At 73.9% G+C, this 24,826-nt stretch carries 28 protein-coding genes; 18 read left to right on the top strand and 10 right to left on the bottom strand.

Translation table 11 applies throughout. The features are described from left to right. Nucleotides 1-55 precede the first annotated feature (55 nt). The 3 genes from ACJ9NR_RS06645 to ACJ9NR_RS06635 all read left to right on the top strand — a co-directional run bounded on the left by ACJ9NR_RS06645 (nucleotide 56) and on the right by ACJ9NR_RS06635 (nucleotide 3,291). On the top strand, nucleotides 56-841 hold the full coding sequence (locus ACJ9NR_RS06645) for a cyclase family protein (RefSeq protein ID WP_412489235.1): 786 nt from the start codon (nucleotides 56-58) through the stop codon (nucleotides 839-841). Then, nucleotides 838-2,478: a thiamine pyrophosphate-binding protein gene (locus ACJ9NR_RS06640; protein ID WP_412489236.1), complete on the top strand. Its 1,641-nt coding sequence runs from the start codon at nucleotides 838-840 to the stop codon at nucleotides 2,476-2,478. The genes ACJ9NR_RS06645 and ACJ9NR_RS06640 overlap by 4 nt, the downstream gene beginning before the upstream one ends. Nucleotides 2,479-2,646: 168 nt before the next feature. Further along, nucleotides 2,647-3,291 carry a PadR family transcriptional regulator gene (locus tag ACJ9NR_RS06635; RefSeq protein WP_412489237.1) on the top strand — a complete coding sequence of 215 codons (645 nt, stop codon included), beginning with the start codon at nucleotides 2,647-2,649 and terminating at the stop codon, nucleotides 3,289-3,291. A gap of 60 nt (nucleotides 3,292-3,351) precedes the next feature. Here ACJ9NR_RS06635 and ACJ9NR_RS06630 read toward each other — a convergent pair whose 3' ends face one another. After that, on the bottom strand, nucleotides 3,352-3,780 hold the full coding sequence (locus tag ACJ9NR_RS06630) for a type II toxin-antitoxin system Rv0910 family toxin (protein ID WP_412489238.1): 429 nt from the start codon (nucleotides 3,778-3,780) through the stop codon (nucleotides 3,352-3,354). 77 nt (nucleotides 3,781-3,857) lie between these two features. Further along, complete coding sequence (locus ACJ9NR_RS06625) at nucleotides 3,858-4,076, bottom strand: hypothetical protein (protein WP_412489239.1); 219 nt, start codon at nucleotides 4,074-4,076, stop codon at nucleotides 3,858-3,860. A gap of 199 nt (nucleotides 4,077-4,275) precedes the next feature. On the opposite strand from ACJ9NR_RS06625, the gene ACJ9NR_RS06620 reads away from it, so the two are divergent. The 3 genes from ACJ9NR_RS06620 (at nucleotide 4,276) to ACJ9NR_RS06610 (ending at nucleotide 6,990) form a co-directional block, all read left to right on the top strand. Beyond that, on the top strand, nucleotides 4,276-4,821 hold the full coding sequence (locus ACJ9NR_RS06620) for a Clp protease N-terminal domain-containing protein (protein WP_412489240.1): 546 nt from the start codon (nucleotides 4,276-4,278) through the stop codon (nucleotides 4,819-4,821). A gap of 46 nt (nucleotides 4,822-4,867) precedes the next feature. After that, a complete protein-coding gene (locus tag ACJ9NR_RS06615; protein ID WP_412489241.1) occupies nucleotides 4,868-5,869 on the top strand; it encodes an EamA family transporter in 1,002 nt (333 codons plus the stop codon). Nucleotides 5,870-6,045: 176 nt separating this feature from the next. Beyond that, complete coding sequence (locus tag ACJ9NR_RS06610) at nucleotides 6,046-6,990, top strand: DMT family transporter (protein WP_412489242.1); 945 nt, start codon at nucleotides 6,046-6,048, stop codon at nucleotides 6,988-6,990. 48 nt (nucleotides 6,991-7,038) lie between these two features. On the opposite strand, the gene ACJ9NR_RS06605 is transcribed toward ACJ9NR_RS06610, so the two are convergent. Further along, the gene (locus ACJ9NR_RS06605; RefSeq protein ID WP_412489243.1) at nucleotides 7,039-7,722 is read right to left on the bottom strand and encodes a pyridoxamine 5'-phosphate oxidase family protein; all 684 of its coding nucleotides are present in this window, start codon (nucleotides 7,720-7,722) and stop codon (nucleotides 7,039-7,041) included. Between the two features lie 80 nt (nucleotides 7,723-7,802). On the opposite strand from ACJ9NR_RS06605, the gene ACJ9NR_RS06600 reads away from it, so the two are divergent. After that, a complete protein-coding gene (locus ACJ9NR_RS06600) occupies nucleotides 7,803-9,134 on the top strand; it encodes an aminotransferase class I/II-fold pyridoxal phosphate-dependent enzyme (protein WP_412489244.1) in 1,332 nt (443 codons plus the stop codon). Nucleotides 9,135-9,156: 22 nt separating this feature from the next. On the opposite strand, the gene ACJ9NR_RS06595 is transcribed toward ACJ9NR_RS06600, so the two are convergent. Next, nucleotides 9,157-10,083, bottom strand: a complete 927-nt coding sequence (locus ACJ9NR_RS06595) for a DMT family transporter (protein WP_412489245.1) — start codon at nucleotides 10,081-10,083, stop codon at nucleotides 9,157-9,159. A gap of 74 nt (nucleotides 10,084-10,157) precedes the next feature. Between ACJ9NR_RS06595 and ACJ9NR_RS06590 the strand changes: the two genes are divergently transcribed. Further along, a complete protein-coding gene (locus ACJ9NR_RS06590) occupies nucleotides 10,158-11,060 on the top strand; it encodes a LysR family transcriptional regulator (RefSeq protein WP_412489246.1) in 903 nt (300 codons plus the stop codon). A gap of 12 nt (nucleotides 11,061-11,072) precedes the next feature. On the opposite strand, the gene ACJ9NR_RS06585 is transcribed toward ACJ9NR_RS06590, so the two are convergent. Further along, nucleotides 11,073-11,540 carry a pyridoxamine 5'-phosphate oxidase family protein gene (locus ACJ9NR_RS06585; RefSeq protein ID WP_412489247.1) on the bottom strand — a complete coding sequence of 156 codons (468 nt, stop codon included), beginning with the start codon at nucleotides 11,538-11,540 and terminating at the stop codon, nucleotides 11,073-11,075. Between the two features lie 139 nt (nucleotides 11,541-11,679). On the opposite strand from ACJ9NR_RS06585, the gene ACJ9NR_RS06580 reads away from it, so the two are divergent. Next, nucleotides 11,680-12,327, top strand: coding sequence for a cysteine hydrolase family protein (locus tag ACJ9NR_RS06580; protein WP_412489248.1), 648 nt, complete (start codon nucleotides 11,680-11,682; stop codon nucleotides 12,325-12,327). Here the strand turns inward: ACJ9NR_RS06580 and ACJ9NR_RS06575 are convergent. Further along, complete coding sequence (locus ACJ9NR_RS06575; RefSeq protein ID WP_412489249.1) at nucleotides 12,314-12,793, bottom strand: Rieske (2Fe-2S) protein; 480 nt, start codon at nucleotides 12,791-12,793, stop codon at nucleotides 12,314-12,316. The genes ACJ9NR_RS06580 and ACJ9NR_RS06575 overlap by 14 nt on opposite strands. A gap of 190 nt (nucleotides 12,794-12,983) precedes the next feature. Between ACJ9NR_RS06575 and ACJ9NR_RS06570 the strand changes: the two genes are divergently transcribed. From ACJ9NR_RS06570 to ACJ9NR_RS06540, 7 genes are all read left to right on the top strand, one after another. Continuing rightward, nucleotides 12,984-13,748, top strand: a complete 765-nt coding sequence (locus ACJ9NR_RS06570) for a HipA family kinase (RefSeq protein WP_412489250.1) — start codon at nucleotides 12,984-12,986, stop codon at nucleotides 13,746-13,748. Beyond that, nucleotides 13,745-14,194 (top strand): DUF3037 domain-containing protein, encoded by a 450-nt coding sequence (locus tag ACJ9NR_RS06565; RefSeq protein WP_412489251.1) that lies wholly within the window; start codon nucleotides 13,745-13,747, stop codon nucleotides 14,192-14,194. Before ACJ9NR_RS06570 ends, ACJ9NR_RS06565 begins: the two co-directional genes overlap by 4 nt. Before the next feature lie 157 nt (nucleotides 14,195-14,351). After that, nucleotides 14,352-15,113 carry a 3-oxoacyl-ACP reductase FabG gene (fabG, locus tag ACJ9NR_RS06560; protein WP_412489252.1) on the top strand — a complete coding sequence of 254 codons (762 nt, stop codon included), beginning with the start codon at nucleotides 14,352-14,354 and terminating at the stop codon, nucleotides 15,111-15,113. A gap of 14 nt (nucleotides 15,114-15,127) precedes the next feature. Then, nucleotides 15,128-15,889: an SDR family oxidoreductase gene (locus tag ACJ9NR_RS06555; RefSeq protein ID WP_412489253.1), complete on the top strand. Its 762-nt coding sequence runs from the start codon at nucleotides 15,128-15,130 to the stop codon at nucleotides 15,887-15,889. Nucleotides 15,890-16,100: 211 nt separating this feature from the next. Beyond that, on the top strand, nucleotides 16,101-17,684 hold the full coding sequence (locus ACJ9NR_RS06550) for an ABC transporter substrate-binding protein (protein ID WP_412489254.1): 1,584 nt from the start codon (nucleotides 16,101-16,103) through the stop codon (nucleotides 17,682-17,684). A gap of 136 nt (nucleotides 17,685-17,820) precedes the next feature. Next, entirely contained in the window at nucleotides 17,821-18,504 is a 684-nt protein-coding gene (gene ung / locus ACJ9NR_RS06545; protein WP_412489255.1) for a uracil-DNA glycosylase, read from the top strand. A gap of 202 nt (nucleotides 18,505-18,706) precedes the next feature. Continuing rightward, entirely contained in the window at nucleotides 18,707-19,231 is a 525-nt protein-coding gene (locus ACJ9NR_RS06540) for a hypothetical protein (RefSeq protein ID WP_412489256.1), read from the top strand. Nucleotides 19,232-19,279: 48 nt separating this feature from the next. Here ACJ9NR_RS06540 and ACJ9NR_RS06535 read toward each other — a convergent pair whose 3' ends face one another. From ACJ9NR_RS06535 to ACJ9NR_RS06525, 3 genes are all read right to left on the bottom strand, one after another. Then, nucleotides 19,280-19,747 carry a hypothetical protein gene (locus tag ACJ9NR_RS06535; RefSeq protein ID WP_412489257.1) on the bottom strand — a complete coding sequence of 156 codons (468 nt, stop codon included), beginning with the start codon at nucleotides 19,745-19,747 and terminating at the stop codon, nucleotides 19,280-19,282. 112 nt (nucleotides 19,748-19,859) lie between these two features. Beyond that, on the bottom strand, nucleotides 19,860-20,381 hold the full coding sequence (locus tag ACJ9NR_RS06530) for a DinB family protein (RefSeq protein WP_412489258.1): 522 nt from the start codon (nucleotides 20,379-20,381) through the stop codon (nucleotides 19,860-19,862). A 42-nt stretch (nucleotides 20,382-20,423) separates the two neighbouring features. Continuing rightward, nucleotides 20,424-21,026, bottom strand: coding sequence for a TetR/AcrR family transcriptional regulator (locus ACJ9NR_RS06525; protein WP_412489259.1), 603 nt, complete (start codon nucleotides 21,024-21,026; stop codon nucleotides 20,424-20,426). Nucleotides 21,027-21,122: 96 nt separating this feature from the next. Between ACJ9NR_RS06525 and ACJ9NR_RS06520 the strand changes: the two genes are divergently transcribed. Together ACJ9NR_RS06520 and ACJ9NR_RS06515 are read left to right on the top strand one after the other, a co-directional pair. Beyond that, nucleotides 21,123-22,343, top strand: coding sequence for an FAD-dependent monooxygenase (locus ACJ9NR_RS06520; RefSeq protein WP_412489260.1), 1,221 nt, complete (start codon nucleotides 21,123-21,125; stop codon nucleotides 22,341-22,343). A gap of 13 nt (nucleotides 22,344-22,356) precedes the next feature. Continuing rightward, complete coding sequence (locus tag ACJ9NR_RS06515) at nucleotides 22,357-23,262, top strand: Gfo/Idh/MocA family protein (protein ID WP_412489261.1); 906 nt, start codon at nucleotides 22,357-22,359, stop codon at nucleotides 23,260-23,262. Here ACJ9NR_RS06515 and lnt read toward each other — a convergent pair. Further along, nucleotides 23,186-24,760, bottom strand: coding sequence for an apolipoprotein N-acyltransferase (gene lnt / locus ACJ9NR_RS06510; RefSeq protein ID WP_412489262.1), 1,575 nt, complete (start codon nucleotides 24,758-24,760; stop codon nucleotides 23,186-23,188). The genes ACJ9NR_RS06515 and lnt overlap by 77 nt on opposite strands. Between the last annotated feature and the right edge of the window lie 66 nt (nucleotides 24,761-24,826).

The raw sequence follows: 24,826 nt of genomic DNA, 5'->3' as shown, positions 1-24,826 counted from the left end.
CTGACAGGCTGTACAGAAAGGCGTTGACAGTTCAGCCCCGCCCCAGGAGGCCGTCATGTCCCAGCCGTCCGTGCTCGCCGCCCTGTCGTCCGGGTTGCGGGGTGGGTCGATCGAAGTCGTCGACCTCACGTCGCCGCTGTCGTCGACGACGCCGGTGATCCAGCTGCCGCCCCGGTTCGGGCAGACGCAGGCCTTCGAACTGGAGGAGATCAGCCGCTACGACGACCGGGGGCCGGCCTGGTACTGGAACAACTTCCGCAGCGGTGAGCACACCGGGACCCACTTCGACGCCCCGGTGCACTGGGTCACCGGCAGGGACCTCACCGACGTGGCCTCCGTGCCGGCGGGCAGGCTGATCGCGCCGGCGGCCGTGCTGGACTTCTCCGCGGCGGCCGCGAAGGACCCCGACTTCCTGGTCGAGGTCGACCACATCAAGGCCTGGGAGGCCGACAACGGCCCCCTGCCCGAAGAGGGCTGGCTGCTGCTGCGCACCGGCTGGGACGCCCGCTCGGAGTCGCAGGAGGAGTTCCTGAACGCCGACGAGAACGGCCCGCACACCCCCGGTCTGTCGCCGGAGTGCGCCCGCTGGGTCGCCGAGGAGACACCGGTGATCGGGCTCGGCGTGGAGACGGTCGGCACGGACGCCGGGCGGGCCCACTCCTTCGAGCCGGCCTTCCCCTGCCACGCCCACCTCCTCGGCAGCGGCAAGTACGGGCTCACCCAGCTGCGGAACCTGGGGTCCCTGCCGCCCACCGGCGCCCTGGTCGTCGCGGGACCCCTGCCCATCGTGTCGGGGTCCGGCGCCCCCGCCCGCGTACTGGCCCTGGTGGAGCGGTCGTGAAGGTCGCCGAAGCCGTCGGGCGGGCACTGACCGCGTCCGGGATCGACCACGTCTTCGGGGTGGTCGGCTCGGGCAACTTCCATCTGACCAACGCCATGGCGGCCGCGGGCGCACGGTTCGTCGCCGCACGGCACGAGGGCGGCGCGGCGACCATGGCGGACGCGTACGCCCGCACGAGCGGGGCACCGGCCGCGCTCAGCGTCCACCAGGGCCCCGGCCTGACCAACGCCCTGACCGGCGTCACCGAGGCGGCCAAGAGCCGCACGCCGCTGCTCGTGCTGGCCGCCGAGGCGACCGGGCAGCACTCCAACTTCCGTATCGACCAGGCCCTCGCGGCACACGCCGTCGGAGCCGTCAGCGCGCGGGTGACCACCGCGCACGACGCCGTCGACCAGGCCCTCGCCGCCCTGCGCCGGGCCCGGCACGAACGCCGCACGGTGCTCCTCAACCTCCCCCTGGAGGTGCAGGCCCTCGACGTCCCCGAAGGCGTGTCCGTCTCCGGTGCGCGGATTCCCGGGCCGCGGCCGGTCGAGCCGTCCGACAGGGCGGTGGCGGAGCTGACGCGGGCACTCGCGGCCTCCCGGCGCCCCGTCTTCGTGGCCGGCCGCGGCGCGCGCAGCCCCGGCGGCCGGGAGGCCCTCACCGCGCTCGCGGACCGTTGCGGCGCCCTGCTCGCGACCTCGGCCGTCGCCCGCGGCCTCTTCCACGGCGACCCCTTCTCGCTCGACGTCTCCGGCGGCTTCGCCCCGCCGCTGGTGGCGGAACTGCTCCGGGGCGCCGACCTGATCGTCGGCTGGGGCTGCGCGCTGAACATGTGGACCATGCGCCACGGCCGGCTGATCGGCCCCGGGGCGAGCGTCGTGCAGGTCGACGACGACCCGGAGGCGCTCGGCGCGCACAGGGAGATCGCCCTCGGCGTCACCGGCGACGCGGAACGCACGGCGCGGCGGGCCCTGGAGGCGGCCGGCGGGAGCCGCGAGGGTTACCGGACCGCGGAGATCGCCGCCGCCCTCGCCACGCGCGGCCGGTGGCGCGACGTCCCCTACGAGGACGAGGGCACCCGGGAGCGCATCGACCCGCGCACGCTGAGCATCGGGCTCGACGACATCCTGCCCGCGGAGCGGGTCGTCGGCGTCGACTCGGGCAACTTCATGGGCTACCCGAGCGCGTACCTCTCGGTGCCGGACCACGAGGGGTTCTGCTTCACCCAGGCGTTCCAGTCGATCGGCCTGGGCCTCGCCACCACGATCGGCGCGGCCCTCGCGCGGCCGGACCGGCTGCCCGTGGCCGCCCTCGGCGACGGCGGCGCGCTGATGAGCGCCGTGGAACTCGACACCGTGCGCCGGCTCGGCCTGCCGATGGTGGTCGTCGTCTACAACGACGAGGCCTACGGGGCGGAGGTCCACCACTTCGGCCCCGACGGGTTCGCGCTGGACACGGTCACCTTTCCGGAGACGGACATCGCCGCCGTGGCCCGCGGCTACGGCTTCGAGGCGGCGACCGTCCGCACGCCGGCCGACCTCAAGGCCGTGCGGGACTGGGTCGCGGGGCCGCGCCGGGCCCCGCTGCTCATCGATGCGAAGGTGACCCGCGACCACGGCTCCTGGTGGCTGGAGGAGGCGTTCCGCGGCCACTGAGCCCGTCCGGGAACCGACGGGCGCGAGGGGGCCGCGGCGGGCCCGGTCCCGACCCGGGGCCGGGCCCGTCCGCTGTCGCCGTTTTCCCGCCGGGTCTTGCCGTGCGAACCATTCCGATATATCGTTGACGCATCGCGACAGATCAACGATGGAATGGAAGTGATTGTGATGCGTTCCCATGGATTCGAACGTGGACACGGTGGACCCGGCTCTCGCGGCCGGGGTGGTTTCGAGGGCCTGCGCGGCGCCTTCGGCCCCTTCGGGCCGGGCGGCCCGGGCGGCGGTCACGGGCACGGGCCCGGTTTCGGTTTCGGCGGCCCTGGCTTCGGTCCGGGCCCGTGGGGGCCACGAGGGCGGGGCGGGCCCCGCGGCAGGGCGCGGCGGGGCGACGTGAGGGCGTCGATCCTGGCCCTGCTCAAGGACCGGCCCATGCACGGTTACGAGATGATCCAGGAGATCGCCCAGCGCAGTGGCGGGGCCTGGAAGCCCAGCCCCGGTTCGGTGTACCCCACCCTGCAGCTGCTGGAGGACGAGGGCCTGATCGCCAGTGCGAGCGAGGGCGGCAAGAAGCTCTTCTCGCTCACCGAGGCCGGCCGCGCGGCGGCCGACGAGGGCCCGGACGCGCCCTGGGAGGAGGCCTCCCGCGGCATCGACTTCGAGGCGCTCGGTGAGATCCGGCAGGCCGGCTTCGGTCTGATGGAGGCCTTCGGCCAGGTCTGGAAGACCGGCAGCAAGGAGCAGCGCGAGAAGGCGCTGACCGTCATCAACGAAGCCCGCAAGAAGCTGTACCTGATCCTCGCCGACGAGGACTGACCGCCGTGCGCAGGGCGCCCCGTGGAACCGTCCGCGGGGCGCCCCGGTGTGCCCGCGTCCTCAGGTCACCAGTCCGGCCAGCCTCCGCAGCGACTCGGTCAGCGCCGCCGTCGCCGAGTCCTTGAGCTTGCCCGCCATCAGGGACACCGCCGCACCCGTGAACTCCCCGTCGATGCGGACGGTCGTGGCGTCGCCGTCGGGAGTCAGCGTGTAGCGGTTCGCGACGCTGACCGCCATCGGGCCCTTGCCGCGGATGGCGAGCACCCGCGCCGGCCGGAGTTCCTCGATGGTCCACTCGACCTCGGCCGGGAAGCCCATCAGCTTCATGTTCTCCTGGAAGGTCCCGCCCACCTCGAAGGTCCGCGGGCCGCCCTCGGGGAAGCTGGTGTGGGTCGCGTTCCACTCGCCGTACGCGGACCAGTCCGTGAGCTGCGCCCACACCTTCTCGGCGGGTGCCTCGATACGGGCCTCCGCGCTGACCTCGGCCATGCGACCACCTCTTCTGTCGGGCTACGGTGTCGCGGAAAGTAGCCGCACGGCCCGGAACATTCAATACTGATGAACCGTCAGGAATTGTGCGGGTGTTCCGGGAGCGCTCCGCCGACCCGCCGGATCGCCGCCGCGTCGAAGAGATCCCACGCGCGCGGGAGGGCGCTCTCGTCGTGGCAGTGCCAGGCGTCCCAGAACAGGTCGGCGGGCAGTGCGTCCTCCGGGGCGTACACCCGGTACACGTACTGCTTGCCGTCGACGGCCGGCAGGGACACCAGCCAGTACCTGCGCTCCATGCACCTGCTGGGACGTGCGGCGGAGCGCTGTGGTTGCGCGGGCGGCGCACGGCGGGACGGCGGGCGCCCCTGCGGGTGAAACGGCCTGATCTCATCCGTAAGGAGGAGATTCCGGCCCCCCGGGTCCACTCTGTGTGGGACGCGAAGATGCTTCCCCTCGGGGATGACCGCGGGCGACGGGGCTGATGGGGTGGGGGATGTGCAATCCCGTATCCCCCGGCAGCCGGTCGGCGAGCAGGTCGCGGCACCTCGCGTGGACGACGATGCCGGTCTCACCGCCGAACTGGCAGCGGTGATCTCCGGTGCCCGCCGCCGGGCGGTGCGCGACGGGGACCGGCAGATCGACTCGGCGCACCTGCTGCACTCGCTCCTGGAACACGACACCGAGGTGCGGGACGTCTTCGGCGACGGGCCCGGGATCGCCCGGCTGCTCGGCTACCTGGTGCAGCGCAGCATCGGCTACGGCCTGCGCTGGCAGGGGTCCGTGGAGGACTCCGGGGCCGTGGCGGTGGTGGCGGAGTCCGACGGCTTCTCACCGCTGGCCGCCGGCGCCATGGAGCACGCCTGCGAGCGCGCCGCCGCCCGCGGCGGCGGGCCGGCCCGGGGCGTCGACCTGCTGGCGGCGATCGTCGCCGATCCCGGGGCGCGCGCGGTCGAGGTGCTGCACCGGGCGGGCATCGACACCGGCGCCCTGATCGCCGCCGTCGAGGACCGGCTGGAGCCGCCGCGATGGTCCAGCCACTGAGACAGGTGTCATCGGGGGTGACGCTCCTGTCGTCGCCTGTCATCATGTGCCGGTGGTTACGTCTGAGAGCCGTCACGGCGGCGGCAAGGGGGCCGGTCTCGGTCTCGCCCTCGCCTCCGCGCTCGCCTTCGGCGGGTCGGGGGTCGCGGCGAAGCCGCTGATCGAGGCGGGACTCGACCCGCTCCACGTGGTGTGGCTGCGGGTGGCGGGCGCGGCCGTGGTGATGCTGCCGGTCGCCGTGCGCCACCGCGCGCTGCCGCTGCGCCGCCCCGCCCTGGTCGCCGGGTTCGGCCTGCTCGCCGTGGCCGGGGTGCAGGCCTGCTACTTCGCCGCGATCTCCCGCATCCCCGTCGGGGTCGCCCTGCTCGTCGAGTACCTCGCGCCGGCCCTCGTGCTGGGCTGGGTCCGGTTCGTGCAGCGGCGGCCGGTGACGCGGGCCGCCGCGCTCGGCGTGGTCCTGGCGGTCGGCGGTCTCGCCTGCGTCGTGGAGGTCTGGTCGGGGCTGGGCCTCGACGTCCTCGGCCTGCTGCCGGCGCTCGGTGCCGCCTGCTGCCAGGTCGGCTACTTCGTCCTGTCCGACCAGGGCGGCGACGCCGGCGAGGAGGCGCCCGACCCGCTCGGCGTCATCGCGTACGGCCTGCTCGTCGGCGCCGTCGTGCTGACCGCGGTGGCCCGCCCCTGGACCATGGACTTCTCCGTGCTGACGGGCACCGCCCGGATGGACGGCAGGCCGGTCGCCGCCCTGTTCCTGCTGGCCTGGATCGTGCTCGTCGCCACCGTCCTCGCCTACGTCACCGGAGTGGTCTCGGTGCGCCGGCTCTCGCCGCAGGTCGCGGGCGTCGTGGCCTGCCTGGAGGCGGTCATCGCGACGGTCCTCGCCTGGGTGCTGCTCGGCGAGCACCTGTCGGCGCCGCAGATCGCCGGTGGTGCCGTCGTCCTGGTGGGCGCGTTCATCGCGCAGTCGTCGGCGCCCGCCCGGACCTCCCCCGAGCCGGTGGCGGGCGGCGGCACGGAAACGGCGTTGTCCTCCCGGGAGAGCGCGGCCTAAGGTGACGATCATGCATTCGGACGCACTCGTTCTTCCGCCCCCGGCCGCCTGAGGCGGGCCCCGCGGGATCCACGCCCGACGGCGTCGGGCCCCACGGTGCTGCCCGCAGAAGAAGTCCCCGGGACCCGGCCCCGGCCGGTCCCCTTCCGACCTTCTGCACTCCGCGGAGACCACTCGTGTCGAATGCTGCTCTCGGCTTGCCCGTCGGGCGAGGCCTGTTCTTCCTGATCGTCGCCGGTGTCGCCTGGGGCACCGCCGGCGCGGCCGCCTCCCTGGTCTACCGGACCAGTGACATGGGCTACGCCGCCCTCTCGTTCTGGCGCTGCGCGGCCGGCCTCGCCCTGCTGCTCGCCGCCCGCCTGCTGCGCCGCCCGCGCGCCCGGACCGCCGGGCGCGAGCCGCTCGGCCGCCGGGCGCTGCGGGCCGGCGCCACCGGCGCGGGGCTCGCCGTGTTCCAGACGGCCTACTTCGCGGCCGTGTCCGCCACCGGACTCGCGGTCGCCACCGTCGTCACGCTGGGCGCCGGGCCCGTGCTCATCGCGCTGGGCGCCCGGCTCACCATGGGGGAGCGGCTCGGCCGCGGCGGGGTGGCCGCCGTCGCCGGGGCGCTCGCGGGGCTGGCGGTCCTCGTGCTCGGCGGCGGCGGCGCGACCGTGCGCCCGTCGGGTGTGCTCCTGGCCCTGCTGGCCGCGGCCGGGTACTGCGCGATGACGCTGCTGACGCGCTGGTGGGGCCGGCACGGCGGGACGGACGCCGCCAGTACCTCGGTGGGGGCGTTCGCGGTCGCCGGCCTCTGTCTGCTGCCGCTCGCCCTGGCCGAGGGGATCGTCCCGCACACCGGCCACCCCGCCCGCACGCTGTGGCTGCTGGCCTACATCGCCACGGTCCCCACGGCGCTCGCCTACGGCCTCTACTTCGCGGGTGCGGCCGTCGTCCGCTCGGCCACCGTGTCCGTGATCATGCTCCTCGAGCCGGTGGCCGCCGCGGTGCTCGCGGTCGCCCTGCTCGGCGAACGCCTCACCACCGCCACCCTGGTGGGCACGGTGCTGATGCTGGCCTCGGTCGCGGGCCTCGCGCTCGCGGAGGCGCGCACGGCCGCTCGGGAGCCGGTGGTGGTGTAGGACCGCGGGGGGTGCGCGGGGGCCCGTGACTCCCGCGCACCCGCGGCGTCAGCGCCCGGCCAGGTAGTCGGGGACCTCGGTCCCGGGTGCCAGCGCGGCGTCGGCGACCGGCGCCTCGTAGCCCTTGCGCAGCGGGACGACGCCGGCCCAGTGCGGCAGGCCCAGGTCCTCGGGCTCGTCGTTCACGCCGCCGGTACGGAGCTTGGCGGAGACCTCGCCGAGGTCGAGGCGGATCACGGCGGTGGCGGCCAGCTCCTTCTTGTTCGGGGGCCGGGAGTCGGCCGCCCGGCCCGGCACCACATGGTCGACCAGCGCCTCCAGGGCGGCCGTCTTCTCCCCGGGGTCCGTCACGTCGTGGGCGGTGCCGTGGACCACGACGGAGCGGTAGTTGACCGAGTGGTGGAAGGCCGAGCGGGCCAGGACCAGCGCGTCGACGTGCGTGACGGTCAGGCACACGGCGAGGCCCTGCTCCTCCCCGCCCGTCGTCCGCAGCGGACGCGAACCCGTCGAGCCGTGCACGTACAGCCGCTCGCCGACCCGGGCGAACAGCGTGGGCAGCACCACCGGCCGCCCGTCGCGGACGAAGCCGAGGTGGCAGACGCAGGCCTCGTCGAGTATCGCGTGCACCAGCTCCCTGTCGTACGACGCCCGTTCCGCGGACCGGGTGGGGACGGTGCGGTCGGTCGGCGTGTAGGCGGTGGGCTGCGACGTCGGCTGGGCGGTCCCCTGCATGACACTCTCCAAGGCTGTTCGTCCTGGGCCGGCTGCTGCTCGGCTTGCCCGGCATATTGCACTAGTGCATAATCTGCTTTGTGCTAGGAGAATACAGGATCGAGGGGCGGCGCGCCGCGGACATCGCGGCGAGCGTCGAGCGCGCGGTGGGCTCCGGCGCACTGGAGCCGGGCCGGCTGCTGCCTCCGCTGCGGGAATTGGCGCTCCGGCTGGGCGTGAACCCGAACACGGTCGCGGCCGCGTACCGCATCCTGCGCGAGCGCGGGGTCATCGAGACGTCCGGGCGCCGGGGCAGCCGGGTGCGCCCCAAACCGGCCACCACGGGGCGGGAGTACGTCCGCATGGACGTGCCGGAGGGGGTGCGCGACGTGGCCAGCGGCAACCCCGACCCGGCCCTGCTCCCGTCCCTGGCCGAGGCGTTCGCGGCGGCGGCCGGGCAGGGCGACCGCGAGCCCGTGCTCTACGGGGACGCCCCGGTGGAACCGGAACTCGCGCGGCTCGCGCGCGCCGCACTGGACGCCGACGGCGTGCCGGACGGCCCGCCGGCCGTGGTGTCCGGCTCGCTGGACGCCGTGGAACGCGTGCTGGCGGCCCATCTGAAGCCGGGCGACACCGTCGCCGTCGAGGACCCCGGCTGGGGCGGCCTGCTCGACCTCGTCCCGGCACTCGGACTGCGCACCGCCCCGGTCGGCCTGGACGACGAGGGCCCACGCCCCGAGGAGGTACGACGGGCCCTGGAGTCCGGCGCCCGCGCCCTGATCGTCACCGACCGCGCCCAGAACCCGACCGGAGCCGCCGTCACCGCCGCACGCGCGCGTGCCCTGCGCGCCGTGCTCGGCGCGTACCCTGAGACCCTGCTGATCGAGGACGACCACGGCCACGGCATCGTCGACCTGCCCGTGCACCCGCTGGCCGGCGTCACCCGGCACTGGGCGTTCGTGCGCTCGGTCGCCAAGGCCTACGGTCCCGACCTGCGCCTCGCCGTCCTCACCGGCGACGCCGTCACGGTGGACCGCGTCACCGGCCGGCACCGCCTGGGCCCCGGCTGGGTCAGCCGCGTCGTCCAGCGGGCGGTGGTGCGCCTGTGGACGGACGGGGCCCTGGACACGGCATCGGTGGCGACCGCCTACCGCACCCGCCGGGACCTCCTGATCGACGCCCTCGCCCGCCGCGGTGTCGAGGCCCACGGCCGCTCCGGCCTGAACGTCTGGATCCCGGTCCCCGACGAAACGGCCGCCGTCTCCCGCCTGCTGCACGCCGGCTGGGCGGTGGCCCCGGGGGCCCGGTTCCGCCTGAACGCACCCCCCGGCATCCGCGTCACCGTCGCCACGCTCACCCCGCAGGAGACGGCCCCCTTGGCGGAGGCGGCAGCCGGCGCCCTGAGCCGGGCACCGGCCAGGAACCACGTGTGACGGCGCGGGCGGCTCCCTCCCCTCAGCCGCGCCGCCGAACCTGGGTGAGCGCCGCCCCCGTCAGAACGACCACCGCCCCGACGGGGGTCGACCACCGCAGCGACTCCCCGAGGACGGCCACCCCCGCCGCCGTGGCGATGACGGGAATGAAGTACGTGACCATCTGCGCGGTGGTGGGCCCGACTTCGGCCACCAGCCCGTACTGGATCAGCACGGCGACCCCCGTCCCCAGCGCCCCCAGCGCGGCGACCGCCAGCAACGGCAGCGGGGAGATCCGCGTCGGCACCGACGTGAACAGCGGTGTCACCACGGCCAGCTGCGCCGTCGCCAGCAGCAACTGCGCGCCGGTCATGGACAGATGCGAGGACCCGGAACCGGCCAGCGTCCGCCGGACGTAGATCCACCCCACGGGATAGCTCAGCGACGCCAGCAGCGCCATCGCCGTCCCCCGGGCGTCCAGCCCGCTGAACCCCTCCCAGGCGCCGAGGACCGTCAGCACCCCCAGGAACCCGATCCCGAGCCCCGCGACCCGCACCCGGGTGGGCCGGTCCTCCGACAGCGCGACCACGGACAGCGCCATCCCCCACAGCGGTGACGTCGCGTTGCAGATGCCCGCCAGCGTGGACGGGATCGTCAGCTCGGAGTACGCGAACAACGAGAACGGCAGCGCGTTCAGCAGGAACGCGGCGACCGCCAGATGCCCCCAGGTGCGCGCGCCCCGCGGCAGCCGCTGCCGCTTCACGGCCATCGCCGCCGCGAGCACCGCCGTACCGAAGACCAGCCGGCCGAGGGTGACCTGGAAGGGCGCGTACCCCCGCGTGCCGACCTTGATGAGCAGGAAGCTGAAGCCCCAGATCAGGGAGAGGGCGCCGAAGCGCAGGCGCCAGTCGGGAGCGGGACGGCGAGCGGAGGCGCGGACAGGGGTCCGCGGCGCGGCGGTGGTGGTCATGCCGGCAACGATGTGGCATGTGTTCTCGTAGCACAATCGAGACTTCGCGCGAGATACCTCGTAGCATCTCTTACATGTTGAACCTGGAGCGCCTGCGCACCCTGGACGCCCTCGCCCGGCACGGCTCGGTCAGCGGCGCGGCCGCCGCGTTGCACGTGACGACGTCGGCGGTCTCCCAGCAGATGGCCAAGCTGGAGCGGGAGGTCGGCCAGCGGATGCTGGCCAGGAACGGGCGGGGCGTACGGCTCACGGACGCGGGCCGGCTGCTCGCCGAGCACGCCTCGCGCATCCTGTCGCAGGTCGAGCTGGCCCAGGCGGACCTGGAGGCGCACCGCGGGCAGGTGGTCGGCGAACTCCGGCTCTCGGCGTTCCCGACCGCCGCGCGCGGGCTGTTCCCCACCGCGCTCGCCGCCCTGCGCGCCGAGCACCCGGCGCTGCGGGTGCGCTCCAGCGAACTGGAACCGGAGTCGGGCGTCGCCGGGGTGGTCCGCGGCGACCTCGACCTCGCGGTGGTGCTCGACTGGTACAACAAGCCGATGCCGCTGCCCGACGGCCTGGTGAAGGCGCCGCTCCTGGACGACCCCGCCGATGTGGCGATGCCGGCCCGGCACCGGCTCGCCGGGCGCGACGAGGTGGATCTCGGGGAGTTCGCCGAGGACGAGTGGATCACCTGGGGCGAGGGGGAGTTCTGCCACGAGTGGCTGATGTTCACGCTCCGCTCGCGCGGCATCGAGCCCCTCGTCGGTCACCGCGCCGCCGAGAGCCACACCCAGCTGGGGCTGGTCGCGGCCGGACTGGGCGTGTGCATCGCGCCGCTGCTCGGCCGTCACCCGATGCCCGCCGGCGTCGTCACCGTCCCTCTCCGGCAGCGGGCGCGCCGGCACGTCTACGTCGTCTGGCGGGCGGACGCCGACCGCCGCCCGTCGATCCGGGCGGCGGTGCAGGCCCTGCAGGACGCGGCCCGCAAAGTGGGGTGAGCGTGACGGCGTTCAGGCGCCGCCCAGCTTGCGGAAGTCCCAGGAGACGATCTTCTCCGGCGTCAGCCGCACCCAGGCGTGCCGGCCGTCGTGCGGCATCTCCTCCAGGTTGAAGTTCTTCCGCGCGAACAGGGTCTCGGGGACGTCGAGTTCGGCGCACAGCTCCCCGGTGCGCGGGGCCTCGCCCACGAACTCGACGGCGCCGGAGAGCTCGGCGCCGCGCAGCTCGTCGTACTCCTCACCCGTGTCGACCACGATCGCGACCCGCGGATCGCGGCGCAGGTCCGCCCAGCGCCTGCTGCGCACCACGGAGTAGAGCCACATCGCGGTTCCGTCCCAGGCGAACCACAGCGTGCTCACGTGCGGCGCGCCGCTGGCCGAGACGGTGGCGACGCGGCAGGTGCGCTGGGTGGTGAGGAAATCGTCCAGCTCACCGGGCGTCATCATGATCTTCCGGCCCCGGCGCTGAGTGGCGGTCATGCGGCCCCCTCTTCTCTCACGTCGTGCCAGAGGAGAGATCCTCTGACATCACGTCAGAAAAGGATGGATCGTCTTCCGCCCGTACGCAACGGCCGTTACGCTCGCCCGCCTTCGGACCGCCGCCGACGAGGGGGGAACCGTGCCGTCGCAGGAACAGCTCAGCGCACTCCTCGCACCGCACACCACGGTGCTGCTGACCGTCGAATGCCAGCAGGGCGTCGTGGGAGAGCGCGGCGCGCTGCCCGAACTCGCCCGCGAGGCGCGCTCGTCCGGGGCCCTCGCCAACGTCGCCCGGCTGGTCGGGGCCGCCCACCGAAGCGGCGTCCAGGTCGTGCACGCGATCGCCGAACGCCGCCCGGACGGCCGCGGCGCGAACCGCAACGCCCGCCTCTTCCGCGCCGCCGAGCGGCTGCCGGTCCAGCAGCTGTCCGGCACCGCGGCGGTGCGTGTGGCCGCCCCGATCGAGGTCGCCGAGGAGGACATCGTGGTACGGCGGCTCCACGGGCTGTCCCCGATCCAGGGCACCGGCGTGGACCCGCTGCTGCGCAACCTGGGCTGCCGCACGCTGGTCGTCACCGGCGTCTCGGCCAACGTGGCGATCCCCAACGCGGTGTTCGACGCGGTGAACCGCGGCTACACCGCCGTGGTGCCGTCCGACGCCGTCGCGGGGGTGCCCGCCGAGTACACCCCGGCGATGATCCGCAACACGCTGGCGCTGGTCGCCACGGTCGCGACCACCGAGGAGGTGCTCGGCTGCCTCGAACGGCCGCGGCTCAGGCCAGCGTGATCGAGTCCCCGCTGACGGTGACCTTCTCGGCGGTGAGCCCGGACGTCGCCGGACCCTTCTTCACGCTGCCGTCCTCGACCGAGAACTGGCTGCCGTGGCAGGGGCAGACGATGACGCCCTTGGCGATGCTGCTCACCGCGCACCCCATGTGCGGACACCTGGTCGAGAAGGCCTTGAAGGTCCCCGCCGCGGGCTGGGTCACCACGACGTTCCGGTCCTTGAAGATCTTTCCTCCGCCCTCGGGGATGTCGGAGGTCTTGGCCAGGGCCGTACCGCCGCCGGAGCCGCTGCCGGAGCCGCCGCCCGACGCGTTGGCGCCCGCCTGGGTGCCGGAGCCGCCCGAGGAGCTGGTGTCGTCGGACGATCCGCACGCGGTCAGCGCGACGGCGAGCCCCGCCGCGCCCACCGCCGCCACAACGGTCCGGCGGCCGGGTGCCTCGACGGGGGGAGTTGATTCGCTGGTCATGCTGACGTTCCCTTCCATGCAAGCGTGGTGGATCCGTACAGGGGTACGGCCGGTCGCCGTGCGTTGTTCAGCCGACGGCGGGAGCTTGGCGCGGCCGCCTCCCGAGGCGGTGCGGCCGCGCTGCCGCTGTGCCGCCGGCGTCGGACGACCGCTCGTCCGGCGCCCGCCGGTACCCCGGTAGCCTGGGGCGATGCTCAAGGAAGTCATCGCGACCCGCTACATCATGCCTCTGCGGGAAGGCGGGTCGCTGCCGGGGCTCGTCGAGGCCGACGACCACGGAACGTACGTCATGAAGTTCACCGGCGCGGGGCAGGGCCGCAAGACGCTGGTCGCCGAGGTCGTCTGCGGCGAGCTCGCCCGCCGGCTCGGCCTGCGGGTGCCGGGCCTGGTCACGATCGGCCTCGACGCGGTGCTGGGACTCGGCGAGCCCGAGCAGCAGGTGCAGGACCTGCTGCGCTCCAGCGGCGGCACCAACCTGGGCATGGACTTCCTCTCCGGAGCCCTCGGCTTCGATCCGCTGGCCTTCGCGGTGAGCCCCGAGGAGGCCGGGCGGATCGTCTGGTTCGACGCGCTGGTGGGCAACGTCGACCGCTCCTGGCGCAATCCCAACCTGCTGATGCGGCGGGGCGAGCTGTGGCTCATCGACCACGGCGCGACCATGATCTGGCAGCACAACTGGCCCGGCGCCGAGACCTCCGCGGCCCGTCCCTACGACGCCCGCGACCACGCCCTCGCCCGGTTCCGCCCCGACCTCGCGGCCGCCGCCGCCGAGCTCGCGCCCCGGGTCACCGAGGAGCTGCTGGCCGAGGTCACCGCGCAGGTCCCGGACGTGTGGCTGGCCGGGGAGCCCGGATTCGACACGCCGGACGACCTCAGACGGGCGTATGCGCGGCCGCTGCTCGCCCGGGCCGCCGCCGTCCATGAGCGCGTCACCGGAATCGAGGAGGGCATATGAGCGAGCGCCACATCCACATGGCCGGTTCGGTGGTCGAGCGGCACATCATCCGCGGTGGCCAGGGCGGAGACCGGGACGTCTTCGAGTACGCGCTGCTCCGGGTCGTCCCGCGCGTGGAGCGCGGCGAGTTCATCAACGCCGGCGTCCTCGTGTACTGCCGCGCGAAGGCCTACGCCGGGGCCCGCACCCACCTCGACGAGGCGCGGCTGCTCGCCCTCGACCCGGCCGCGGACGTCGCCGGCGTCCGGGCCGCGCTCGGCGCGGTCGAGCGGGTCTGCGGCGGCGGGGACGCGGCCGGGCAGGCCGCCGGCGAGGACGCCGGGCGGCGCTTCCGCTGGCTCGTCGCCCCGCGCTCCACGGTCGTGCAGCCCGGACCGGTGCACACTGGGCTCACCGGTGATCCGGCGGCCGAGACGGAGCGGTTGCTCGACCTGCTGGTGAGGTAATGGATCACACCGGCGCCGGGTGCCGTTGACACCGGGTGCCAGGCCTTCTAGCGTCACGTCTGCCGAAGGTACTAAGCGGTCGCTCACCCAGCGGGCGCGGTTCGACGGACGCACTTCCAAGCGGGGCGTACTTTCCCGAGGGCGAGGAGAAGCAGCAATGTCCACCACTGAGCAGCGGGTCGCGGTAGTCACCGGCGCAGCGCGCGGCATCGGCGCCGCCACCGCCGTACGGCTGGCCGCCGAGGGCCGCGCGGTCGCCGTGATCGACCTCGACGAGGCCGCCTGCAAGGAGACCGTGGAGAAGATCACCGCGGCCGGCGGCAAGGCCCTCGCGGTCGGTGCCGACGTCTCCGACGAGGCGCAGGTCGAGGCCGCGATCGCGCGCGTGGTCCAGGAGCTCGGCGCGCCGACGATCCTGGTCAACAACGCGGGCGTGCTGCGCGACAACCTGCTGTTCAAGATGAGCGTCTCCGACTGGGACACCGTCATGAACGTGCACCTGCGCGGCGCCTTCCTGATGTCCAAGGCCTGCCAGAAGCACATGGTCGACGCGGGCTTCGGCCGGATCGTCAACCTGTCCTCGTCCTCGGCGCTCGGCAACCGCGGCCAGGTCAACTACTCGGCCGCCAAGGCCGGTCTGCAGGGCTTCACCAAGACCCTCGCCAAGGAACTCGGCAAGTTCGGCGTCACCGCCAACGCCGTCGCCCCCGGCTTCATCGCCACCGAGATGACCAAGGCCACCGCCGAGCGCGTGGGCATGGGCTTCGAGGACTTCAAGGCCGCGGCCGCCACCCAGATCCCGGTGGCGCGGGTCGGCGAGCCGGACGACATCGCCAACGCCATCGCCTTCTTCACCGGCGAGGCGGCCGGCTTCGTCTCCGGCCAGGTGCTGTACGTCGCCGGCGGACCGCTCGACTAGGAGAACTCCCAGCCATGACTGAACTGCCCGCACTCTCCGGCAAGGTCGCCCTCGTCACGGGCGCCAGCCGCGGCATCGGCTACGGCGTCGCCGAGGCGCTCGTCGCCCGCGGCGACCGCGTCGCCATCACCGGCCGCAACGAGGACGCGCTGAAGGAGGCAGCCGAGAAGCTCGGCGCCGAGCGCGTCATCGGCATCGCCGGCAAGGCGCACGACCTCGACCACCAGACCGAGGCCGTCGCGCGCACGATGGAGGCCTTCGGCCGTATCGACTTCCTGGTCAACAACGCCGGCACCAACCCGGTGTTCGGCCCGATCGCCGACCTCGACCTGAACGTGGCCCGCAAGGTCTTCGAGACCAACGTGATCTCCGCGCTCGGCTTCGCGCAGAAGACCTGGCACGCCTGGCAGAAGGACAACGGCGGCGCCGTCGTCAACATCGCCTCCGTCGCGGGACTCGCCCCGTCCCCCTTCATCGCCGCCTACGGGGTCAGCAAGGCGGCGCTGATCAACCTGACCCAGCAGCTGGCGCACGAGTTCGCGCCCAAGGTGCGGGTCAACGCCATCGCACCGGCCGTGGTGAAGACCAAGTTCGCGCAGGCCCTCTACGAGGGCCGGGAGGCCGAGGCGGCCGCCGCCTACCCGCTCGCCCGGCTCGGCGTGCCGTCCGACATCGGCGGCGCCGCCGCGTTCCTCACCTCCGAGCAGTCCGCCTGGATCACCGGCCAGACGCTCGTCGTCGACGGCGGCATCTTCCTGAACGCCGGCGTCGCCTGAGCAACCCGTTGCGACCGTAACGATCAGGTACCCGAGGGCGCCGTTTCCTTGACGGAAACGGCGCCCTTGTCGCGGCACAAGAAGGGCACAGCCGCATGACAACGTCGTCATAAACAACCTGATCAAGGGCCAGGTGCAAAGGGGGTTCAACCACCGGTTCGCTGCGGTATGGTCTGCCGACCCTTGGTACGGCAGAGCGAGGAGCGAGCGCGTGTTCAACCGGAACCGAGGCCTGCGGAACATGGCGGCCGTCGCGTCCATGTCGTCGCTGGTGGCCGGATGCGGCATCCTCTCGTCGGACTCCTCCGGCGGCAAGGGGCCCATCGTCGTCGGCACGACCAGCGCGCCCAGCACGCTGGACCCCGCCGCCTCCTGGGACCAGTCCTGGGAGCTGTTCCGCAACATCTACCAGACGCTCCTCAGCTACCCCTCCGGAGCGACCACGCCGCAGCCGGACGCGGCCGACAACTGCCGCTTCTCCGACAGCTCGAACCGGACCTACGAGTGCGAGCTGCGCACGGGCCTGAAATTCTCCGACGGCCACTCGCTCGACGCCCACGCGGTCAAGTACTCCATCGACCGCATACGCAGGATCAACCTCAACGGCGGCCCCGCCGGACTGCTCGGCAGCCTCGACCGGGTGCAGGTGACCGGCGACCGTAAGATCGTCTTCCACCTCAACAAGCCCGACGCCACCTTCCCGTTCGTGCTCGCGACACCCGCCATGTCGATCGTCGACCCGGCGGAGTACCCGGCCGGCTCCCTGCGCAAGGACGGCAAGGTCTACGGCTCCGGGCCGTACACGCTGCGGTCCTACGAGGAGGGCAAGAAGGCGGAGCTTGCCAGGAACGGCAATTACAAGGGCTACGCCCAGCGCGAGAACAGCGCGGTGACCATCCGCTACTTCCAGGACTCCGCCACGATGGTCGCCGCCCTGAAGGACAAGGACATCGACGTGGCCTTCCGCGGCCTGAACGCCGATGACATCGTCAACCTCCAGAAGCACAACTCCGACGGCAGCCTCCAGATCAACGAGGGCGCCGGTGTCGAGATCAATTACCTGGTCTTCAACCCGAAGGACCCCTGGGCCGCCAAGCCCGCGGTCCGCAAGGCGGTCGCCCAGGTCATCGACCGCGGGGCGATCGCGCACAAGGTCTACAAGGACACCGTGGAGCCGCTGTACTCCATGGTCCCCAAGGGCCTGACCGCGCACACCACCGACTTCTTCGACGACTTCGGCAGCCCGAGCGTCCCCAAGGCCCGCAAGCTGCTCACCACCGCCGGTATCACCCAGCGGGTCCCGCTCACCCTCTGGTACACCACCGACCGCTACGGCTCCTCCACCAAGCTGGAGTTCGCGGAGATCAAGCGTCAGCTGGAGGACTCCGGGCTGTTCACCATCACCCTCAGGAGCCGTCCCTGGAAGACGTACGTGACGGGCTACCAGAAGGGCGAGTACCCGGTCTTCGGGCGCGGCTGGTTCCCCGACTTCCCCGACCCCGACAACTTCATCGCGCCGTTCGTCGGCAACCAGAACGCGCTGGGCACGCCGTACCCCGCGCCGAGGATCACCGGCGTGCTGCTGCCCCGCTCCCGCGGCGAGAGCGACCGTGCCAACGTGGTCTCGGACTTCGAGCAGGCCCAGCAGATCCTGGTCGACGACGCCCGGCTGCTGCCGCTGTGGCAGGGCAAGCAGTACGTCGCCGCGAGCGACGACATCTCCGGGGCGGAGCAGGCCCTGGACCCGTCGACGATCATGCTGATGTGGGAGCTGCACCGCAAGACCAGCTGGTAGCCGAAACCCGCCGCTGGCAGGCCGGTTGTGCGGTACGGGGGGCCGACTGTCAGTGGCCGCCGGTAGGTTCTGGGGCCTGGACGTGACCGCACATCGTCCAGTGCCACCGTTCACCGCACATCGTGAGGAAGTTGACGTGACCGACATCGCCATGCTGCCCGAGTCCTGGCGCGGGGTCCTGGGCGACGAGCTGCAGCAGCCCTACTTCAAGGAGCTGACGGAGTTCGTCGAGGAGGAGCGGGCGCGGGGTCCCGTCTACCCGCCCCGCGAGGAGGTCTTCGCCGCGCTGGAGGCCACCCCGTACGAGCGGGTGAAGGTCCTGATCCTCGGCCAGGACCCATACCACGGCGAGGGGCAGGGGCACGGGCTGTGCTTCTCGGTCCGTCCCGGCGTGCGGACCCCGCCCTCCCTGCGCAACATCTACAAGGAGATGAAGGAGGAGCTCGGCCTGCCCGTCCCGGACAACGGCTATCTCATGCCGTGGGCCCGGCAGGGCGTGCTGCTGCTCAACGCGGTGCTCACGGTGCGCGGCGGCGAGGCCAACTCGCACAAGGGCCGCGGCTGGGAGAGGTTCACCGACGCGGTGATCCGCGCGGTGGCCGCCCGCCCCGACCCGGCGGTCTTCGTGCTGTGGGGCAACTACGCGCAGAAGAAGCTCCCGCTGATCGACGAGACCCGGCACGCGGTGGTCAAGGGCGCGCACCCCTCGCCGCTGTCCGCGAGGAAGTTCTTCGGCTCCCGCCCGTTCACGCAGATCGACGCGGCGGTGGCGCACCAGGGGCACCAGCCGATCGACTGGACCATTCCGAACCTGGGCTGAGCGCCCGGGCCCAGCGCGCGAGGCCGGGCCGGCAGGTACCGCCCGCCGCGTACGCCTCCCGCTCACCGCGTACCGCGTGTCCGGCGGCCGCCGGGCCGGTTCTCCCGCGAGCCGGCCCGGTGCCGCCTGACCGGGATCGCCGCGGGCTGCGGTTAGCGTCGGTCGGGACAGCCGACCAGCCGGCGAGTGTGCGGAGGACGCGGTGGGCCAGGGACAGGAGCAGACGGCACCGGATGCCGTGATGACACGGATCGGGCAGGTCGTGATGCTGCACCACGCCGGCGACCGGGAGGAGGCCCGGCAGCGTTTCCTCGAGCTGTGGGCGGAGATCGGCGAGGACGGCACCCCGCTGCACCGCTGCACCCTGGCCCACTACATGGCCGACACCCAGGACGACCCGGCGGACGAACTCGCCTGGGACCTGCGGGCGTTGACGGCGGCCGAGGAGCTCACCGACGACCGGCTCGCCGCCCGGGAGGGGGCACCCGCGGTCCGCGCGCTCTACCCCTCGCTGCACGTGAACCTGGCGGCCGACTACCTCAAGCTCGGCCGGAACGGCGCCGCCCGCACCCATGTACGCCGTGCCCGGGGCGCGGCGGGGGCGCTGGGCGACGACGGTTACGGCCAGGGTGTGCGGGCGGCCATCGCCCGGCTGGAGCTGCGGCTTGCGGAGGAGGACCCGGACCAGGCCGGCGGCTGGTGGGGGCCGCCGCGGCAGCGGCCCTGAGAGCGGTGGCCCGGGCCGGCCGGCGGCCCCGAACCGGCGGTGACGGACTCAGCCCCCGTACGTCTGCTCGCAGATCACCGCCTCCGCACTGCCCTCCTGCCAGCCTCCGTACTGCCTGCCGAGGGCGCACACGTCCGTGGCGCCGGGCAGGTCCGGGATCTCGACCGGTGGCTGCCGGTGGCCCCCGGGCGCCGGGTGCGCCGGGCGGGGGCGGGACGACCGCCGGGGCGGGCGCGGTGCCGGCGGCGGTTCGGCCGGCGCCGCGGGGTGCGGCTGTTCGCGCCGCGGTGGCGCCGTCGGCGGTGCGGAGCGGGACGGGCCGCTCATCTCCAGCGCCTCACGGGCCGGCGCCTGCACGATCCGCGGCCCGGTCCCGCCGTCGGGGTGCGCGGCGGACGGCCGGGGCGGGGCCGGCGGCGGACCGGGCGTGGGCGGGCGTGTCACGGTCACGCAGCCGGTGAGGGCCGAGGCGGCCACGGTGACCAGGAGCGCTGCTGTGGTCGTCGGTCGATGCACGCGCGCAAGGATGTCGGTTCCGGCCGCCGGGGGGACGGCGGACGTGCGGAGGACGCCCCGCACGGGTGATCTCGGGCCCCGTACGGAGGGCGTGCGCGCGGCCCGGGTGACGTCAGTCGCCCGTGGCGCCGTCGATACGCTCGCGCAGCAGGTCGGCGTGGCCGTTGTGCCGCGCGTACTCCTCGATCATGTGTGTGTAGATCCAGCGCAGGTTGAACCGCTCGCCGGTGCGCCGGTGCCTGCCCACGGAGAGGTCGTCCAGGCCGAAGCGGGCGGCGTGCCGGCGGGCGGCCTCGATCTCCTCCTGCCAGGCGGCGGACGCCTCCGCCCAGGTGTCCGCCGCGGTCACGCGGAAATCGCCGTCCGGATCGGCGTCGCTGCTGTAGAGCGGACCGGCCTGCTCGGCCGGCTCGTCGGCCAGGACCCGGCGGAACCAGCCGCGCTCCACCTCCGCCATGTGCCGCACCAGCCCCAGCAGCGACAGGGTGGAGGGCTCCGCCGACGGGGTCCGGAGCTGTTCGTCGGTCAGGCCCTCGCACTTCCAGGCCAGGGTCTGGCGGTGGTACTCCAGCCACCCTTCCAGCATGGTGCGTTCGTCGGCGGTCGTGGCGGGTTCGCGGCGCTCGGTGGTCATGACCGCATCCTGTCCCGCCCGCCCCGGCCGCGCCAGCGGATTTCACCGGCCGAGCATCCCCTCCAGCAGCTCCTGGAGCCCCGCCCGGACCTCCTCCGGTCCCGGCACCTCGGAGCTGAACGACCCGGCCACGCACGAGAACATCAGTCCGTCCGACCAGGCCGCCAGCGACAGCGCGTGCCGGGCCGGATCGGCCGAGCCCATCGCGGTGACCATGGCGGTGAGCCGGTCCCGGAAGCGGGCGCCCGCCGCGTCGAAGTAGGTCCGCAGCTCGGGGCGGCGGGTGGCCTCCAGGGCCAGTTCGTAGCGGGCGAGCGTCAGTTCGCGGTTGCGGGTCAGCGCGCGGTGGGTGGCGAGGGCCAGCGCGTCCACCAGTCCGGCGGGCCCGGCGGCGGGGTCCGGCAGCTCGTGCGGCGCCAGCACCCGCGCCTCGCGGTCGGCCAGCCGGCGCACCGCCAGCTCCAGCAGCGCCTGCCGGGTCCGCGCCACGTTCGACGTGGAGCCCGGGGGGAGCGCGGCCGCCTCGTCGACCGCCCGGTGGGTGAGCCCGCGCGTCCCGCGCTCGGCGAGCAGGGCGAGCGCGGCGTCGGCGACGAGGTCGGCGCGGGAGGCGCCCGGGCTGCCCACGGGGGTGGAGGTCGGCATGGAGGCCAACCTACCTGCCGCACTACGGCTGTAGTACTGTCGAGGTGACGGGGCACTACAGTTGTAGTAACCCTGCGGCCGGGACGAGGAGAAGCCATGTCACACACCGGGCGGGCCGTCGTGATCGGCGGCGGCATCGGCGGCCTGACCGCGGCGGCGGCGCTGTGCCGGCACGGCTGGCAGGTCACCGTGCTGGAGCGCGCGGCCTCCCTGGAACCGGCCGGCGCCGGCATCTCGCTCGCCCCGAACGCCCTGCGCGCCCTGGACGCCATCGGGATCGGCGAGGAGATCCGCGACCTCGCCGCCTGGCAGGGCGACGGGGGGCTGCGCACCCCGGGCGGGCGCTGGCTCTCCCGCTCCAGCGCCGACGCGGCGGCCGCACGCTTCGGCGGCCCGCTCGTCCTGCTCCACCGGTCACGGCTCGTCGCGCTCCTCGCCGCCCGCGTCCCGCGGGACGCCGTCCGCACGGGGGCCGAGGCGACCCTCGCCGACCCCGGCGACGCCGGCCGCCCGGCCCGCGTACGCACACCCGACGGCGAGTGGGAGGCCGACCTCGTGGTGGCGGCCGACGGGATCCACTCCGCCGTACGCCGCGCGCTCTTCCCGGAGCACCCCGGCCCCGTGTACTCCGGCTTCACCACCTGGCGGATCGTCGTCCCGGTGCCCGGCGCGGACTTCGCCCCGCACGAGACGTGGGGCAGGGGCAGCATCTGGGGCACCCAGCCCCTCAAGGACGGCCGGGTCTACGCCTACGCTGCCGCACTCGCCCCGGCCGGTGAACGGGCTCCGGACGACGAGAGGTCCGAACTGCTGCGCCGCTTCGGCGACTGGCACGACCCGGTCCCCGCCGTCCTCGCCGCCACCCGCCCCGAGGACGTCCTGCGCCACGACGTCCACCACCTCGCCGAGCCGCTGCCCGCCTTCCACCGCGGCCGGGTCGCCCTGGTCGGCGACGCCGCGCACGCCATGCCGCCCATGCTCGGACAGGGCGGCAACCAGGCCGTCGAGGACGCGGTCGTGCTCGCCCTCCTGCACTCCGGGCCCGGCCCGGGCGGGGGAGCCCCCGGCGGCGACGGCCTCGCCGCCTACACCGCGGCCCGGCTGCCCCGTACGACGGCGATCGTGCGGCGGTCGGTCAGCGCCGCCCGTCTCAACCTGATGTCCAACCGCGCCGCGATCGCCCTCCGCGACACCGCGATCGCCGCACTGTCCAGGGCGGTGCCCGGTCTCCTCCTGCGCGGCTTCGATCCGGTCGCCGGCTGGCGGCCGCCGCGGCAGCCGTATGCTTCCGGCAGCACACCGGCAGGCGAAGGCTAGAGGAGACCACCCCGTGAAGGTCGGCTGCATCGGACTCGGCGACATCGCGCAGAAGGCCTACCTTCCGGTGCTCGGCGGCCTGGCCGGCGTCGAACTGCACCTGCAGACCCGGACACCGGCGACCCTGGACCGGGTCGGCGACGGCCTCCACCTCCCGGTGGACCACCGGCACGCCACGCTGGACGCGCTGCTCGCCCAGGACCTGGACGCCGCCTTCGTGCACGCCCCCACCGCCGCGCACCCGGAGATCGTGACCCGGCTGCTGCGGGCGGGCGTGCCCACCTACGTCGACAAGCCGCTCGCCTACGACCTCGCCGACTCCGAGCGGCTGGTGACGCTCGCCGAAGAGCGCGGGGTCTCCCTCGCCGTCGGCTTCAACCGGCGACACGCCCCCGGATACGCGCAGTGCGCCGACCACCCGCGCGAGCTGATCCTCATGCAGAAGAACCGGATCGGGCTGCCCGAGGAGGCGCGCGCGATGATCCTCGACGACTTCGTCCACGTCGTCGACACGCTGCGCTTCCTGGTGCCCGGACCCGTCGACGACGTGACCGTGCGCGCCCGCGTCGAGGACGGGCTGCTGCACCACGTCGTGCTCCAGCTGTCGGGCGAGGGGTTCACCGCGCTGGGTGTGATGAACCGGCTCAGCGGCTCGGCGGAGGAGATCCTCGAGGTCTCCGGGCAGGACACCAAGCGCCAGGTGCTCAACCTCGCCGAGGTGATCGACCACAAGGGCCAGCCGACGGTGCGGCGGCGCGGCGACTGGGTGCCCGTGGCCCGGCAGCGCGGCATCGAGCAGGCGGCGCTGGCCTTTCTCGACGCCGTGCGCGCGGGCAGGGTGCTCAGCGCCGGGGACGCGCTGGCGACTCACGAACTGTGCGAGCGGGTGGTACGCGCGGTTCAGGACCGGGCCGCCTGAGCCGGAGGGCCCGTGCGCCCTCGCTCGCGCACCAGGCGGCGAGCACCACGAGGGCGGCGTGCACCGCCCAGTCGCCGAGCCGGGCGTAGGCGGTGAGACCGCGGGCCAGCGGGACGTCGTACAGCTGTGCGCGGCTCGCGTCCGTGCCCAGCCACGAGCCGATCCGCTGCCCGCTCGGCCCGTACACCGCCGAGACGCCGGTCAGCGTCGCGTGCACCATGGGACGGCCGGTCTCCGCGGCGCGCAGCGCGGCGATCGAGGCGTGCTGCGCGGGGGCCCAGCTGTGCTGGAACGTCGACGTCGCCGACTGCGCCACCAGCACCTCCGCGCCGTCCCGGGCGAGATGGCGGCTCATGTCGGGGAACGCCGACTCGAAGCAGACCATCGGCCCGACGCGCAGCCCGTGCCCGACGTCCATCACCACCTGCTCCGTGCCGCGCCGGCGGTCCTCGCCGGCCGCCTTGCCGACGGAGGTCGCCCAGCCGAGCACCGAGCGGAACGGGACGTACTCGCCGAACGGCACCAGCCGCATCTTGTCGTAGCGGTCGCCGGTCGGGCCGTCCGGGCCGACGAGCACCGAGCTCTTGTATATGCCGGGCTTGTCGGAGCGCCGGGCGTCCACGTTGACCAGGATGTCGGCCCCCGTCTCGCGCGAGAGCGCCGCGATCCGCCGCGCCAGGTCGGGCCGGTCGCCGAGGTCGAACCCGACGCTGGACTCGCCCCACACGATCAGGTCGACCCTCCGCCCGGCGAGCTGCCGGGTCAGCCGCTCCTCGCGGTCGAAGCGCCTGTCGGCGCTGCCGGCGCCGCCGACGATCCCGGGCTGCACCACGGCGATCCGGACCCGGCCGTCCACGTCGGGGCGCGGGGCCCACACCCAGGCCGCCGAGGTCGCGGCGGCGGTCGCGACCAGACCGGCCACGGCCGGCACCCGCGCCTCGCGCACCGACACCAACGCGGCGACCGCGACGTTGACGGCCACCGCCAGGAAGCTGAGCAGCCACACCCCGCCGACCGAGGCGAGCCGCAGCGCGGGCTCCACCTGCCACTGGCTGGATCCGAGCATGCCCCAGGGGCCACCGAGGCCCTGCCAGGAGCGTATGAGCTCGACCGCCAGCCACCCCGACGGCAGCACGACGAGGGCGGCAAGGGCCCGTCCCGGCCCCGGCGACCCGCCCAGGAGGCGGCGCACGAGCCAGCCCCACGGCGCCCACAGCGCGCCCAGCAGCACCGCGATGAGGAAGATGAACACGTGCAGGCTCGGCAGCAGCCAGTGGTGCACCGCCAGCAGATAGCCGAACCCGCCGCACCAGCCGTCGTAGGCCGCCCGCCTGCCGGTCGGCGCCGAACGGGCCAGGAGGATCCAGGGGACCAGCGCCACGTAGGCGAACCACCACAGCGACGGGGCGGGGAAAGCCAGCACGGGCAGGGCGCCCGCCAGCGCCGCGACCGCCGAGCGGCGCCACGGGGAGGCGAGCCAGTGACCGAAGGACTTCATACGGAGCCTCCTTACCCGCCAGGTGGCTCCAGTGTGCGTGTTTTCGCTGATCGTGGACAGCGAACC

Source organism: Streptomyces sediminimaris (genome assembly GCF_047049295.1).
In the GTDB taxonomy this organism is placed as follows: domain Bacteria; phylum Actinomycetota; class Actinomycetes; order Streptomycetales; family Streptomycetaceae; genus Streptomyces; species Streptomyces sediminimaris.
Note: the sequence above shows the minus strand (reverse complement) of the source record. Positions and strands in the feature narration are given on the sequence as shown.

Bases quoted from the DNA above. Each gene is read 5' to 3' on its own strand.
- ACJ9NR_RS06645 (WP_412489235.1), top strand. From the start codon at position 56: ATGTCCCAGCCGTCCGTGCTCGCCGCCCTGTCGTCCGGGTTGCGGGGT.
- ACJ9NR_RS06635 (WP_412489237.1), top strand. From the start codon at position 2,647: ATGCGTTCCCATGGATTCGAACGTGGACACGGTGGACCCGGCTCTCGC.
- ACJ9NR_RS06630 (WP_412489238.1), bottom strand. From the start codon at position 3,780: ATGGCCGAGGTCAGCGCGGAGGCCCGTATCGAGGCACCCGCCGAGAAG.
- ACJ9NR_RS06625 (WP_412489239.1), bottom strand. From the start codon at position 4,076: ATGGAGCGCAGGTACTGGCTGGTGTCCCTGCCGGCCGTCGACGGCAAG.
- ACJ9NR_RS06605 (WP_412489243.1), bottom strand. From the start codon at position 7,722: ATGCAGGGGACCGCCCAGCCGACGTCGCAGCCCACCGCCTACACGCCG.
- ACJ9NR_RS06595 (WP_412489245.1), bottom strand. From the start codon at position 10,083: ATGACCACCACCGCCGCGCCGCGGACCCCTGTCCGCGCCTCCGCTCGC.
- ACJ9NR_RS06590 (WP_412489246.1), top strand. From the start codon at position 10,158: ATGTTGAACCTGGAGCGCCTGCGCACCCTGGACGCCCTCGCCCGGCAC.
- ACJ9NR_RS06585 (WP_412489247.1), bottom strand. From the start codon at position 11,540: ATGACCGCCACTCAGCGCCGGGGCCGGAAGATCATGATGACGCCCGGT.
- ACJ9NR_RS06575 (WP_412489249.1), bottom strand. From the start codon at position 12,793: ATGACCAGCGAATCAACTCCCCCCGTCGAGGCACCCGGCCGCCGGACC.
- ACJ9NR_RS06570 (WP_412489250.1), top strand. From the start codon at position 12,984: ATGCTCAAGGAAGTCATCGCGACCCGCTACATCATGCCTCTGCGGGAA.
- ACJ9NR_RS06565 (WP_412489251.1), top strand. From the start codon at position 13,745: ATGAGCGAGCGCCACATCCACATGGCCGGTTCGGTGGTCGAGCGGCAC.
- fabG (WP_412489252.1), top strand. From the start codon at position 14,352: ATGTCCACCACTGAGCAGCGGGTCGCGGTAGTCACCGGCGCAGCGCGC.
- ACJ9NR_RS06555 (WP_412489253.1), top strand. From the start codon at position 15,128: ATGACTGAACTGCCCGCACTCTCCGGCAAGGTCGCCCTCGTCACGGGC.
- ACJ9NR_RS06530 (WP_412489258.1), bottom strand. From the start codon at position 20,381: ATGACCACCGAGCGCCGCGAACCCGCCACGACCGCCGACGAACGCACC.
- ACJ9NR_RS06525 (WP_412489259.1), bottom strand. From the start codon at position 21,026: ATGCCGACCTCCACCCCCGTGGGCAGCCCGGGCGCCTCCCGCGCCGAC.
- ACJ9NR_RS06520 (WP_412489260.1), top strand. From the start codon at position 21,123: ATGTCACACACCGGGCGGGCCGTCGTGATCGGCGGCGGCATCGGCGGC.
- lnt (WP_412489262.1), bottom strand. From the start codon at position 24,760: ATGAAGTCCTTCGGTCACTGGCTCGCCTCCCCGTGGCGCCGCTCGGCG.